We start from the raw sequence: 13,116 nt of genomic DNA on the forward strand, positions 1-13,116 counted from the left end.
GAAATCCCCAATACGATATCCAACAGCACTTCACATCAACGAGGCCTCTATGAAAAACCCCGCATTTGCCGTAGCCCTCAGCGCTGTTCTCAGTACCTCTTTCATTGCCACCGCCCAAGCCGACAAGCTCGACGACATCATCGGTTCGGGCAAGCTGCGCTGCGCCGTGACCCTGGACTTCCCGCCCATGGGTTTTCGCGATGCCGGTAACAACCCGGCCGGTTTCGACGTGGACTACTGCCGTGACCTGGCGAAAATCCTCGGGGTCGAGGCCGAAGTGGTCGAGACGCCGTTCCCGGACCGTATTCCGGCACTGGTCTCCGGGCGGGCCGATGTGATCGTCGCCTCCACTTCCGACACCCTCGAACGGGCCAAGACCGTCGGCCTCACCGTGCCCTACTTCGCCTTCCAGATGGTGGTGCTGACCCGCGACGACACCGGCATCAACAGCTTCGATGACCTCAAGGGCAAACCCGTGGGCAACACCAGCGGCACCTATGAAGCCATCGCCCTGGAGAAAGACGTGAAGAACTGGGGCACCGGCACCTTCCGCGCCTATCAGTCGCAGAACGACACCCTGCTGGCCGTCGCCCAGGGCCACATCGACGCCACCGTGGTCACCAATACCGTGGCCGCCGCCACCCTCAAATCGGGCAAATACAAAAACCTGAAAGTCGCCGGTAACGCGCCGTACGTGATCGACTACGTCTCCCTCGGGGCCAAGCGTAACGAGTATGGCCTGCTCAACTACCTCAACCTGTTCGTCAACCAACAGGTGCGCACCGGTCGTTACAAAGAGTTGTTCGTCAAATGGGTCGGCACTGAAATCCCGCCGACCAACCTGACCGTGCCACAGGTCTACTACTGAGGTGTCCGGCATGCCTAGGCCCACTTCTCTGACCGGTCGCAGCCTGGTCGCGGGCGCCGCCGAGGGCGCCCTGCTGTTCGCCGATATCGGATTGAGTTTCTGGGGCGGGGTCGATCCGTTTAGCGGCGAGATCATTGACCGTCACCACCCGCTCAGCGGCGAATACCTGGCCGGCCGCGTGCTGGCCATTCCCAGCGGTCGCGGCTCGTGCACCGGCAGCAGCGTGTTGATGGAACTGATCAGCAACGGCCACGCACCGGCCGCACTGGTGCTGGCTGAGCCCGATGAGATCCTGACCCTGGGCGTGCTCGTGGCGCAGACCATTTTCGAGCGTTCCCTGCCGGTGCTGTGCATCGGCCGGGAGGCCTTCGCCGCGTTGCGCGGCAAGGCCTTCGCTCGGGTCGACGGCGCCTCGGTAACCGTGTTCGAACACCTGCCGGGCGATGCCTGGCAGGCACTCGACAGCCCATTGCAAACGCAAGACCCAAGCGCCCCGCTCGAACTCACCGAACACGACCGGGCGCTGCTCGACGGCCAACATGGCAAGGCTGCACAAGTGGCCATGCAGATTGTTCTGCGCATGGCCGAACTGCAAGGTGCCCGCCGCCTGGTGGATGTCACCCAGGCGCACATCGACGGCTGCATCTACACCGGACCTGCGAGCCTGCGCTTTGCCGAACAACTGGTGCAATGGGGCGCCAACGTGCGGGTGCCCACCACCCTCAATTCAATTTCCGTGGACCAGCGCCGCTGGCGCGAATTGGGCATCGACCCGGCGCTTGGCGAACCGGCCAGCGCCTTGGGCGATGCCTATATGGCGATGGGTGCGCAACTCAGTTTCACCTGTGCGCCCTACCTGCTCGACAGCGCACCCAAGGCGGGCGAGCAGATCGTCTGGGCCGAATCCAACGCGGTGGTCTACGCCAACAGCGTGCTGGGGGCACGCACCCTGAAGTACCCGGACTACCTGGATATCTGCATCGCCCTGACCGGCCGCGCCCCGTTGATCGGCTGCCACCTGGACGCACAACGCAAGGCCCGATTGCAGGTCGAAGTGCCCGCCCTGGGTGAACTGGACGATGCCTTCTACCCGCTGCTCGGTTACCACATCGGCACGTTGGCGGGCAGCCGGATTCCACTGGTGCGCGGGTTGGAAAACCGCAAGCCGAGCCTGGACGACCTCAAGGCGTTCGGCGCGGCGTTTGCCACCACCTCTGCCGCTCCCTTGTTCCATATCGCCGGGATCACCCCGGAAGCTATCGACCCGGCGCAGGTGCTGGAGGGAGATGTAGCCCTGCCCGTGGAAACAATCCGTCTGAAGGATCTATTGGTCAGTTGGCGCGAACTCAACAGTGCCCGCGACAGCCGGGTGGATGTGGTCTCGCTGGGTAACCCGCATTTCTCTCTCAGCGAGTTCGCTCACCTGGCGCGACTGTGCCTCGGTCGGCACAAACACCCTGACGTGGTCCTCGCCATTACCTGCGGCCGCGCCGTGCTGGAGCAGGCTCGCGAAGCCGGGCATATCGCCGTGATCGAAGCCTTCGGCGCGACCCTGGTCACCGATACCTGCTGGTGCATGCTCGGCGAACCGGTGATCCCGCCGGGTGCAACAACCTTGATGACCAACTCCGGCAAATACGCCCATTACGCACCCGGTCTGGTGGGCCGCAAGGTGCATTTCGCCAGCCTGGCTGAATGTGTCGATACCGCTTGCAGTGCCAAGGCCAGCGGTCGTCTGCCGGCCTGGCTGAACATTGCCACCCCTCTGGAGACGCTCGCGCATGTTTGATTACACCTTCCAATGGCGCGCCACCCTGCGCGCCCTGCCGGACATGCTCGCCGGTGCCTGGGTCACTTTCGAGACCGCCGCGTTGTCGATGATCTTCGGCGTGCTGATCGCCCTGGCCCTGACGGTGATGCGCGAAAGCAAAACCCCGCTGCTGCGCGGCATCGGCAACGGCTGGGTATCGATCGCGCGCAACACCCCGTCGCTGTTCCAGATCTACGTCCTCTACTTCGGCCTCGGCTCGCTGGGCTTGCACGTCAGCTCATGGTTCGCCCTGCTCGCCGGGATCACCTTCAACAATGCCGGGTATCTGGCGGAGAACTTTCGCGGCGGCCTCAAGGCCGTCCCCGACACTCAAGTGCGCGCCGCGCGTTCGCTGGGCATGAGTGCCTTCCAGGCCTACCGCATGATCATCGTCCCGCAGCTGTTGCGGATCGTCTTCTACCCGCTGACCAATCAGATGGTCTGGGCGGTGCTGATGACGTCGCTGGGGGTGATCGTCGGGCTGAACAATGACCTGACCGGGGTGACCCAGGACTACAACGTCAAAACGTTCCGCACCTTCGAATACTTCGCCATCGCCGCGGCGCTGTATTACCTGATTGCCAAGGCGATCGTCGCGTCAGCCCGGCTGATGGCCTGGCGGTTGTTCCGTTACTGAGGGCTTGACCATGTTTTCCACCAGTTTTTCCTGGAATGACCTGCTGTTCCTGCTCGACGGCGCCTGGGTCACCCTGCAACTGACGTTCTGGTCGATCATCCTCGGCTCCTTCGCCGGGCTGTTGTTTGGCCTGCTGCGAGCGCTGTTGCCACGCGCCAGCCTGCCCCTGGCCTGGGTGCTGGACGTGTTTCGCAGCGTGCCGCTGTTGATCCAGTTCGTGCTGTTCAACTCGCTCAAAAGCATCGTCGGCTTGAACCTCAGCGCCTTCAGCGTCGGCTGCATTGTGCTGGGGGTCTACACCGCCGCGTACTTCACCGAGATCGTGCGCAGCGGCGTGCTGTCGGTGCCGTTCACCTTGCGGCGGGCCAGTCGTTCGCTGGGCCTGAGTTTTATGCAGGACCTGCGCTGGATCGTCCTGCCGATGGCCACCCGCGTGGCCTTCCCCGGCTGGCTGAACCTGGTGCTCGGGGTGATGAAAGACACCGCGCTGGTGATGTGGATCGGCATCGTCGAACTGCTGCGCGCCTCGCAAACCATCGTCACCCGCATTCAGGAACCGTTGCTGGTGCTGTGCATCGCGGGCCTTATCTATTACGTCATGAGCCTGGTGGTTGCACGCCTGGGCGCTCGTCTGGAAAGAAGGTGGCAAGAAAATGATTGAGATCGACAACGTACATAAATCCTTCGGCGATCTGGCCGTGGTCAAGGGTGTCAGCCTGACGGTGGACAAGGGCGAAGTGGTGTCGATCATCGGCGGCTCGGGCTCCGGCAAATCGACCCTGCTGATGTGCATCAACGGCCTGGAGCCGATCCAGAAAGGCAACATCCGCGTCGACGGCGTCGAGGTCCATCACAGCGCCACCGACCTCAACCGCCTGCGGCAGAAAATCGGCATCGTGTTCCAGCAATGGAATGCCTTCCCGCACCTGACCGTGCTGGAAAACGTGATGCTGGCGCCGCGCAAAGTGCTGGGCAAAAGCAAGGCCGAAGCTGAAGAGCTGGCGGTGCAGCAACTGACCCACGTGGGCCTTGGCGACAAGCTCAAGACCTTCCCCGGCAAGTTGTCCGGAGGCCAGCAGCAACGCATGGCCATAGCCCGCGCCCTGGCCATGTCGCCGGACTACATGCTGTTCGACGAAGCCACCTCGGCCCTCGACCCGCAACTGGTCGGCGAGGTGCTGGACACCATGCGCATGCTCGCCGAAGACGGCATGACCATGGTGCTGGTGACCCACGAAATCCGCTTTGCCCGCGATGTGTCCGACCGCGTGGCGTTCTTTCGCAATGGCCTGGTGCACGAGATCGGCTCGCCGGATCAGGTGATCGGCAATCCGATACATGCGGAAACGGCGGCGTTTCTCAAATCAGTGAAATAACGACCGGCGATAAAAGGAGTCAGCCATGCGTTCATCGAAAGTCATTCATGTGGTCAGTTGCCACGCCGAAGGTGAAGTCGGCGATGTGATCGTCGGCGGTGTCGCCCCACCACCGGGCGCCACCGTGTGGGAACAATCGCGCTGGATCGCCAAGGATGAAACCCTGCGCAATTTCGTTCTCAACGAACCCCGCGGCGGCGTGTTCCGCCACGTCAACCTGCTGGTGCCGGCCAAGGACCCTCGGGCGCAAATGGCCTGGATCATCATGGAACCGGCCGACACGCCACCGATGTCCGGCTCCAACTCGCTGTGCGTCGCCACGGTGCTGCTCGACAGCGGCATCTTGCCGATGACCGAACCGCAAACCCGGCTGGTGCTCGAAGCGCCCGGAGGCTTGATCGAGGCCGTGGCCGATTGCCGTGACGGCAAGGTCGAACGGGTAGAAATCAAGAACGTGCCCTCCTTCGCTGATCGCCTCGATGCCTGGATCGAAGTCGAAGGCCTCGGCTCGTTACAGGTCGACACCGCGTACGGTGGCGACAGTTTTGTCATCGCCGACGCCAAACGCCTGGGCTTTTCCATCCGCCCTGACGAGGCGGCCGAGCTGGTCGAGGTCGGGTTGAAAATCACCCGCGCGGCCAATGAACAACTGGGCTTCGTCCATCCGCTGAACCCCGAGTGGTCGCATATTTCCTTCTGCCAGATTGCCGCGCCCATCGTGGTTGAAAATGGCATCGCCACCGGGGCCAACGCGGTAGTGATTCAACCCGGCAAGATCGACCGCTCGCCCACCGGCACTGGTTGTTCGGCGCGTATGGCAGTGTTACAGGCCAAGAGATTGATGCAGGTTGGCGAGCGCTTTATCGGCCGTTCGATCCTCGGTTCCGAATTCCATTGCCGCATCGATTCGATGACCGAAGTGGCCGGCCGCCCGGCGATCTACCCGTGCATTTCCGGCCGGGCCTGGATCACCGGCACCCACCAATTGCTGCTCGACCCCAGCGATCCCTGGCCACAGGGCTATCGCCTGTCAGACACCTGGCCCGGCGCCTGAAACTCCCCCAGACCAACGGCAACCCAAAACCCCTGATTGATTGAAAAAACCACTGGCCGAGCATCGGCATTTAAAATATCGTATACGAAATACAAAAACGAACCGGAGGCAACAATGAGCAAGCGCATTAACTGGAGTGGCGTCTTCCCCGCGGTGACCACTCAATTCAACGATGACTTCTCCATCAACCTGGAAAAAACCCATCAGGTGATTTCCAACGTGATCCGTGACGGCGTATCGGGCCTGGTGGTGTGTGGTTCGGTGGGGGAAAACACCTCATTGACCGCCGAAGAAAAAATCGCCGTGACCGAAGTTGCGGTCGACGCTTCCCGCGGCCGCGTGCCGGTGATTTGCGGTGTGGCCGAGTTCACCAGTGTGCAAGCGGCCAAGGTGGCCAACGCGGTGCGCAGGGTCGGTGTCGACGGCGTGATGCTGATGCCGGCGCTGGTCTACGGTTCCAAGCCATTCGAGACCGCCGAGCATTACCGCTACGTGGCGAAGAACGCCGACGTACCGTTGATGGTTTACAACAACCCGCCGATCTACAAAAACGACGTCACCCCGGACATCCTGATTTCCCTGGCCGACTGCGACAACGTGGTGTGCTTCAAGGATTCCTCTGGCGATACCCGCCGTTTCATCGACGTGCGCAATGAAGTCGGCGACCGTTTCGTGCTGTTCGCAGGTCTCGATGACGTGGTGCTGGAAAGCATCGCGGTGGGGGCCGAAGGCTGGGTCTCGGGCATGTCGAACGTGTTCCCGAAAGAAGGTGAAACCATCTTCCGCCTGGCCAAGGCCGGTCGCTTCGCCGAAGCCATGCCGATCTACGAATGGCTGATGCCGATCCTGCACCTCGATGCCCGTGCCGACCTGGTGCAGTGCATCAAACTCTGCGAAGCCATCGCCGGTCGCGGCAGCGCCCTGACCCGTCCGCCACGCCTGGCACTGCCGCAAGCTGATCGGGAGTTCGTCGAACAGATCATGGCCAAGGCCATGGCCAACCGTCCGGAGTTGCCGGACGTCGGTCTCTGAGTGATTGCCGGGCGGATCCTTGCGGGTCCGGCCCGGCTACCTGTTTTCGCGCCTCTACAGGAAACGCCAGCATGTCCAATCCTCACAGCACGTCCAGCGCAACCACACCCTCGGGACTCAAACGCGTGGTGGCCGCCGCCATGGCCGGCACTGTCGCCGAGTGGTATGAATTCTTTCTCTACGGCACCGCTTCGGCATTGGTCTTCGGCCAGCTGTTCTTCCGTCAGACCGACAGTCCGATCGACGGCATCATCGCCGCCTTCGCCCTGTACGCCGTCGGCTTCCTCGCCCGTCCGTTGGGCGGTCTGGTGTTCGGTCACTACGGTGACAAGTTCGGCCGCAAGCGCCTGCTGCAACTGAGCCTGGTGGTGGTTGGCATCACCACGTTCCTGATGGGTTGCCTGCCCGGCTTCGACAGCATCGGCTATGCCGCGCCGGTGTTATTGGTGCTGCTGCGGCTGATCCAGGGCTTTGCCTTCGGTGGCGAATGGGGTGGCGCGATTCTGCTGGTGTCCGAGCACTGCCCGGACAATCGCCGAGGCTTCTGGGCCAGTTGGCCGCAAGCCGGGGTGCCGGCCGGTAACCTGGTGGCGACCGTTGCCTTGCTGCTGTTGTCGTCGAACCTGTCAGAGCAACAATTCCTCGCCTGGGGCTGGCGCGTGGCGTTCTGGTTCTCGGCGGTGGTGGTGCTGATCGGCTACTGGATTCGCACCAGCGTCGATGACGCGCCGATTTTCAAGGAGGCCCAGGCCCGGCAAGCGCAGACCAAACAGCAACAACTGGGCGTGGTGGAAGTGTTGCGTCATCACTGGCGCGCGGTGCTGGTGGGGATCGGCGCGCGGTTTGCCGAGAACATCCTCTATTACACGGTGGTCACCTTTTCGATCACCTACCTGAAACTGGTGGTGCACAAGGACACTTCAGAGATTCTGTTTTTGATGTTCGGCGCGCACCTGCTGCACTTTTTCCTGATCCCGTTGATGGGCTATCTGTCGGATATCGTGGGCCGCAAACCGGTGTACCTGATCGGCGCGGTGCTCACTGCGTTCTGGGGCTTCATCGGCTTCCCGATGATGGACACCGGCAACAATTGGCTGATCATCAGCGCCATCACCCTGGGCCTGGCCATCGAGTCGATGACCTATGCGCCCTACTCGGCGCTGATGGCCGAAATGTTCCCGACCCATGTGCGCTACACCGCCCTTTCGCTGTGCTACCAGGTGGCGCCGATCTTCGCCGGATCCCTCGCGCCGCTGATCGCCATCACCCTGCTCAACAAGTACCACAGCTCGACACCGATCGCCTGGTACCTGGTGGGCGCCGCGTTGGTCTCTATCGTGGCTGTCGGCCTGACCCGGGAAACCCGTGGCAAGTCGTTGCACCAGGTGGATGCCGAATCTGCTGCGCGTATTGCTGCGCTGGACAACGCCGTGCCGGCCGCTGCGCGCCGGGGTGATTCGCTGGCCTGAACCGGATCTTTAGTCCGGCAAACATTTGTGGCGAGGGGGCTTGTCGGAACGCCGCATCGCCCCGTTCGACCGCGCAGCGGTCGCAAATCCCTTTCAGGGCCGCTTCGCGACCCAACGGGGGCAAGCCCCCTCGCCACGGGTTTTGTGTTCGACGCGCCTTTTCCTCAATCAAAACTGCCCTTTTTCGACAGGAGTTTTCCATGCCCGAGATCATCGGCCACAACTACATCGGCGGTGCCCGCAGCGCCGCTGGCAACATCGCGATGCAGAGCCATGACGCCAGCACCGGCGCAGTACTGCCCTATTCGTTCATGCAAGCCACCGTCGAGGAAGTGCACGCCGCAGCCCAAGCCGCCGCTGCCGCTTACCCCGCCTTTCGTAACTTGCCGGCGACGCGCCGTGCAGAGTTTCTCGAGGCCATCGCCGCGCAACTGGATGCCCTGGATGACGAATTCGTCGCCCTGGTCACTCGCGAAACCGCCCTGCCAACCGGACGCATCCAGGGCGAACGCAGCCGCACCAGCGGCCAGATGCGCCTGTTCGCTCAGGTGCTGCGCCGGGGCGATTTCTATGGTGCGCGCATCGACCGCGCATTGCCCGAACGTCAGCCACTGCCACGGGTCGACCTGCGTCAATACCGGATCGGCGTCGGCCCGGTGGCGGTGTTCGGCGCCAGCAACTTCCCGCTGGCCTTTTCCACCGCCGGCGGTGATACCGCTGCTGCCTTGGCCGCCGGTTGCCCAGTGGTGTTCAAGGCCCACAGCGGACACATGGCGACCGCCGAACGCGTGGCCGACGCAATCATCCGCGCCGCCGAGCAAACCGACATGCCTAAAGGCGTGTTCAACATGATCTACGGCGCGGGCGTCGGTGAAACGCTGGTCAAGCATCCGGCGATCCAGGCCGTCGGTTTCACCGGCTCGCTCAAAGGCGGTCGCGCCCTGTGTGACATGGCCGCCGCACGGCCACAACCGATTCCCGTATTCGCCGAAATGAGCAGCATCAACCCGGTGCTCGTATTGCCTGAAGCCCTGCGCGCACGGGGCGAAAAAATCGCCGGTGAACTGGTGGCGTCGGTGGTTCAGGGGTGCGGTCAGTTCTGCACCAATCCAGGGTTGGTGATCGGTATCCGCTCACCACAGTTCAGCGCGTTCACCGCTCGGCTCAGTGCCTTGATGGCCGAACAGCCGGCGCAAACCATGCTCAACGCCGGCACCCTCGCCAGCTACGAAAAAGGTGTGCAGGCGTTAGTCGACCATCCAGGGATAAGCCATCTGGCAGGCCAGGAGCAGCACGGCAATCAAGCGCGGCCGCAACTGTTCAAGGCCGACGTCAGTCTGTTGCTCAAGGGTGATCCGCTGTTGCAGGAAGAAGTGTTCGGCCCGACCACCCTCGTCGTCGAAGTGGCCGATAAAGCCGAGTTACAACAAGCGCTGAACAGTTTGCACGGTCAACTCACCGCCACTTTGATTGGCGAAACGCAGGACCTGCACGAACACGCCGATCTGCTGGTGCTGCTGGAACAAAAGGCCGGCCGGGTGCTGTTCAATGGCTACCCCACCGGCGTTGAAGTGTGCGATGCGATGGTGCATGGCGGCCCTTACCCGGCGACCTCCGACGCCCGTGGCACGTCGGTCGGCAGCCTGGCCATCGAGCGTTTCCTGCGCCCGGTGTGCTACCAGAACTGCCCGGATGCCTTGCTGCCCGACGCCCTGAAAAACGCCAACCCGCTGGGCATTGCCCGCCTGGTCGATGGCGCCAGCCACCGCGAACCGGTCTGACAACACAACGCTCCTGTGTGGTGAGGGGGCTTGCCCCCGTTGGGTTGCGAAGCGGCCCCAAAACCTGCAATCGCGGTGTATCAGGTACACCGCATGTAATGGTTTTACGACTGCTACGCAGCCGAACGGGGGCAAGCCCCCTCACCACACAAGCCCCCTCGCCACACAGGCTCGCTTCCACAGGAGTTCGGATTATCAAGTCAGCAGCACTTTCAGATCGTTGTACAGCGCCTCGGGAATCTGCACGCCCTCCACCAAACTGTGCGCCCGTGCCGCATAACGCCGTTGCGACGGCAAGCGCGCCCCCTGCCCTTCAATCCCCTGAAACAACACCTCGGCCCGGGCCAAGTGCTCTTCAGTGGCCGCTCCCAGAAAGCGTCGCGGATCCAGCGCGATGATCAACTCGCCATGGTAGGGCGATGACTTGCTGCCCGCGTCGTAAGCCAGTGACTCGGCGCTGGTCAGGTCACCGATCAAAGGCCCGGCAATCAACTCCACCATTGCCGCCAGCGCCGAGCCCTTGTGCCCACCGAACGTCAGCATCGCGCCGCTATCGAGCACCACGTTGGCATCGGTGCTCGGCCGCCCCTCGGCGTCTACGCCCCAGCCCTCGGGAATCGCCTTGCCGGCACGCCGATGCAACTCGATATCGCCACGGGCAATTGCACTGGTGGCGAAGTCGAACACAAACGGATCCTGCCCCACGCGTGGCCAGCCAAAGGCAATGGGATTGGTGCCGAACACCGGCACCCGTCCCCCGGCCGGCGCCACCCAGGCATGGCTCGGATTACACGCCAGCGCCACCAGCCCGGCGGCGGTCAACTGCTCGATCTCCACCCACAGCGCCGAGAAATGCACGCAGCGATTGATCGCCAACGCCGCAATCCCGTTGGCCCGGGTTTTCTCCGCCAGTAGCGGCAAACCTGCCTGGAACGCCAACTGCGAAAAACCACCCCCGGCATCCACCCGCACAATCGACGGTGCCTGGTCGATCACCCGTGGCTCGGCGTTGGCCGACACCTTGCCGGCCCGCAGGGAATTCACGCAGCCCAGAATCCGGTACAAACCGTGGGAGGCGCAGCCATCGCGCTCGCCGGCGATCACCGTCGCCGCCACCGCTTGCGCATGGGCCAGGTTAAAACCGTTGTGCAACAGGATCGCTTCGGCCAATTCACGGGCTTCGATCAGGGTCAGTCGAATCATGGTCATCTCCTTGGACAGACCGTTCAGCGTGGTCTATCCAAGGAGCGGTGGCTTGATCGGTTTAGGGACGGAGGGTGACGAAATGGGCACAGTGCCCTTTCGATCAAAACTGCGCTGCTTCCAGTTCAAAGAGGCATTCGCTACCGGCCCTGGCCGATGCACTCAGCGAGTGGATGCGCGGCAGCAGGCGGGCGAAGTAGAAGCGCGCGGTGGCCAGTTTACTGGCATAGAAAGCGTCCTTGGAGTGCGTACTCATCGCAGTCTTGGCCATTCGCGTCCACATGTAGGCGTACGCGGTATAGCCGAACACATGCAGGTACTCGACCGAGGCCGCGCCGATTTCATTCGGGTTGCTCTGGGCTCGATCCAGCAGCCACGCGGTCAGTTCGTCAAGGGTGTCCATCGCGGCATTCAACGGTTTGGTGAACTCACCCAGGTCAGCGCAGGCGTTGGCGGTGTAGTGGCGAACTTCGGCGGCGAACAAGCGGTAGAGCGCCCCGCCGCTGGCGACTATTTTGCGCCCGGCCAGGTCCAGCGACTGAATGCCGTTGGTGCCTTCGTAGATCTGAGTGATACGCACATCGCGAACCAATTGCTCCTGGCCCCATTCCCGGATGTATCCGTGGCCGCCGAAGATCTGCTGGCCGTGCACCGTGGTTTCCAGCCCCATGTCAGTGAGGAACGCCTTGGCCACAGGGGTCAGCAGCGACACCAGTTCCTGGGCGCGGGTGCGGGTTGGCGCGTCATCGCTGTACCTGGCGGTATCCAGTTGCAGGGCCACGTAGCTGGAAAACGCCCGCCCGCCTTCGTTCAAGGCCTTCATGGTCAACAGCATCCGCCGTACATCCGGATGCACGATGATCGGATCGGCAGCCTTGTCCTTGCTCTGCGCGCCCGTCGGCGAACGGCTTTGCAGACGGTCACGGGCGTATGCGACGGCGTTCTGGTACGAGCGCTCACCCAACGCCAGGCCCTGGATACCCACGCCCAGACGTTCGTAGTTCATCATGGTGAACATCGCCGCCAGCCCCTTGTTCGGCGCATCGACGATCCAGCCAGTGGCGCCGTCAAAGTTCATCACGCAGGTCGCGGACGCCTTGATGCCCATCTTGTGTTCGATTGAACCGCAGGACAGCGCGTTGCGTTCACCCAGTGAGCCGTCGGCATTCACCAGCGCCTTGGGCACCAGAAACAGTGAAATGCCCTTGGGGCCGGCGGGGGCATCGGGCAGTCTGGCCAGCACCAGGTGAATGATGTTTTCGGTCAGGTCGTGCTCGCCGCCGGTGATGAAAATCTTGCTGCCACTGATCTTGAAACTGCCGTCGGCCTGAGGCTCGGCTCGGGTGCGAATCAGGCCCAGGTCCGTGCCGGCATGCGCCTCGGTCAGGCACATGGAACCGGTCCAGGTGCCGGCATACATGTTCGGCAGATAACGCTCCTTGAGTTCCTGGCTGGCGTGGGCATTGATCGACAGGCACGCCCCGGCGGTCAGCATCGGGTACAGGCCGAACGACAGACTCGCCGAGTTGACCATCTCCTCGACCTGAGCCGAAATGGCCTTGGGCATGCCCATGCCACCGAACTGTGGGTCACCGCCGACACCCACCCAACCGCCCGCGGCGAACGCTTGGTAAGCCGCGACAAAACCTTCAGGAGCGATGACGATGCCATTGCTCCAGGTGCAGCCCTGCTCGTCGCTGCTGCGGTTCAGCGGTGCGACCACCTCGGCGCTGATCTTGCCGGCCTCTTCAAGGATCGCGGCGGCCGTTTCTTCATCGATCACCTCGGCCAGGCCAGGCAATCTGGCCCAGAGCCGGGACACCTCGAAGACCTCGTTGAGTACGAAGCGCATGTCGCGCAAGGGAGCTTTGTAATCAGACATAGTT

At 62.8% G+C, this 13,116-nt stretch carries 11 protein-coding genes; 9 read left to right on the forward strand and 2 right to left on the reverse strand.

Translation table 11 applies throughout. The annotated features are described in order from the left end of the window. The first annotated feature begins 49 nt into the window (after positions 1 to 49). The 9 genes from AF70_RS20935 (at position 50) to AF70_RS20975 (ending at position 10,027) form a co-directional block, all read left to right on the forward strand. Complete coding sequence (locus AF70_RS20935; RefSeq protein ID WP_019581953.1) at positions 50 to 868, forward strand: transporter substrate-binding domain-containing protein; 819 nt, start codon at positions 50 to 52, stop codon at positions 866 to 868. A 10-nt stretch (positions 869 to 878) separates the two neighbouring features. After that, positions 879 to 2,657: an aconitase X gene (locus AF70_RS20940; RefSeq protein WP_028939783.1), complete on the forward strand. Its 1,779-nt coding sequence runs from the start codon at positions 879 to 881 to the stop codon at positions 2,655 to 2,657. Further along, positions 2,650 to 3,315, forward strand: coding sequence for an amino acid ABC transporter permease (locus AF70_RS20945; RefSeq protein ID WP_018928302.1), 666 nt, complete (start codon positions 2,650 to 2,652; stop codon positions 3,313 to 3,315). Before AF70_RS20940 ends, AF70_RS20945 begins: the two co-directional genes overlap by 8 nt. Before the next feature lie 10 nt (positions 3,316 to 3,325). After that, complete coding sequence (locus AF70_RS20950) at positions 3,326 to 3,976, forward strand: amino acid ABC transporter permease (protein WP_028939784.1); 651 nt, start codon at positions 3,326 to 3,328, stop codon at positions 3,974 to 3,976. After that, complete coding sequence (locus tag AF70_RS20955; RefSeq protein WP_028939785.1) at positions 3,969 to 4,691, forward strand: amino acid ABC transporter ATP-binding protein; 723 nt, start codon at positions 3,969 to 3,971, stop codon at positions 4,689 to 4,691. The genes AF70_RS20950 and AF70_RS20955 overlap by 8 nt, the downstream gene beginning before the upstream one ends. A 25-nt stretch (positions 4,692 to 4,716) precedes the next feature. Then, a complete protein-coding gene (locus AF70_RS20960; protein ID WP_028939786.1) occupies positions 4,717 to 5,745 on the forward strand; it encodes a proline racemase family protein in 1,029 nt (342 codons plus the stop codon). A 114-nt stretch (positions 5,746 to 5,859) separates the two neighbouring features. Further along, positions 5,860 to 6,777 carry a dihydrodipicolinate synthase family protein gene (locus tag AF70_RS20965; protein ID WP_018928306.1) on the forward strand — a complete coding sequence of 306 codons (918 nt, stop codon included), beginning with the start codon at positions 5,860 to 5,862 and terminating at the stop codon, positions 6,775 to 6,777. A gap of 71 nt (positions 6,778 to 6,848) precedes the next feature. Continuing rightward, positions 6,849 to 8,246, forward strand: a complete 1,398-nt coding sequence (gene abaF, locus AF70_RS20970; protein ID WP_028939787.1) for a fosfomycin efflux MFS transporter AbaF — start codon at positions 6,849 to 6,851, stop codon at positions 8,244 to 8,246. A gap of 200 nt (positions 8,247 to 8,446) precedes the next feature. Further along, complete coding sequence (locus AF70_RS20975; RefSeq protein ID WP_028939788.1) at positions 8,447 to 10,027, forward strand: aldehyde dehydrogenase (NADP(+)); 1,581 nt, start codon at positions 8,447 to 8,449, stop codon at positions 10,025 to 10,027. A 195-nt stretch (positions 10,028 to 10,222) separates the two neighbouring features. Here the strand turns inward: AF70_RS20975 and AF70_RS20980 are convergent, their stop codons facing one another. Both AF70_RS20980 and AF70_RS20985 read right to left on the reverse strand, forming a co-directional pair. Then, a complete protein-coding gene (locus AF70_RS20980) occupies positions 10,223 to 11,230 on the reverse strand; it encodes an Ldh family oxidoreductase (protein ID WP_019581946.1) in 1,008 nt (335 codons plus the stop codon). Positions 11,231 to 11,333: 103 nt separating this feature from the next. Then, on the reverse strand, positions 11,334 to 13,112 hold the full coding sequence (locus tag AF70_RS20985; protein ID WP_028939789.1) for an acyl-CoA dehydrogenase C-terminal domain-containing protein: 1,779 nt from the start codon (positions 13,110 to 13,112) through the stop codon (positions 11,334 to 11,336). Positions 13,113 to 13,116 lie beyond the last annotated feature (4 nt).

Origin of the sequence: Pseudomonas sp. KD5 (assembly GCF_012932895.1) — a bacterium.
Classification (GTDB): Bacteria; Pseudomonadota; Gammaproteobacteria; order Pseudomonadales; family Pseudomonadaceae; genus Aquipseudomonas.

Excerpts from the sequence above, each read along its gene's own strand:
- AF70_RS20945 (WP_018928302.1), top strand. The coding sequence starts at position 2,650 with ATGTTTGATTACACCTTCCAATGGCGCGCCACCCTGCGCGCCCTGCCG.
- AF70_RS20960 (WP_028939786.1), top strand. The coding sequence starts at position 4,717 with ATGCGTTCATCGAAAGTCATTCATGTGGTCAGTTGCCACGCCGAAGGT.
- AF70_RS20965 (WP_018928306.1), top strand. The coding sequence starts at position 5,860 with ATGAGCAAGCGCATTAACTGGAGTGGCGTCTTCCCCGCGGTGACCACT.
- AF70_RS20975 (WP_028939788.1), top strand. The coding sequence starts at position 8,447 with ATGCCCGAGATCATCGGCCACAACTACATCGGCGGTGCCCGCAGCGCC.
- AF70_RS20940 (WP_028939783.1), top strand. The coding sequence starts at position 879 with ATGCCTAGGCCCACTTCTCTGACCGGTCGCAGCCTGGTCGCGGGCGCC.
- AF70_RS20935 (WP_019581953.1), top strand. The coding sequence starts at position 50 with ATGAAAAACCCCGCATTTGCCGTAGCCCTCAGCGCTGTTCTCAGTACC.
- AF70_RS20980 (WP_019581946.1), bottom strand. The coding sequence starts at position 11,230 with ATGATTCGACTGACCCTGATCGAAGCCCGTGAATTGGCCGAAGCGATC.
- AF70_RS20950 (WP_028939784.1), top strand. The coding sequence starts at position 3,326 with ATGTTTTCCACCAGTTTTTCCTGGAATGACCTGCTGTTCCTGCTCGAC.
- AF70_RS20985 (WP_028939789.1), bottom strand. The coding sequence starts at position 13,112 with ATGTCTGATTACAAAGCTCCCTTGCGCGACATGCGCTTCGTACTCAAC.
- AF70_RS20955 (WP_028939785.1), top strand. The coding sequence starts at position 3,969 with ATGATTGAGATCGACAACGTACATAAATCCTTCGGCGATCTGGCCGTG.
- abaF (WP_028939787.1), top strand. The coding sequence starts at position 6,849 with ATGTCCAATCCTCACAGCACGTCCAGCGCAACCACACCCTCGGGACTC.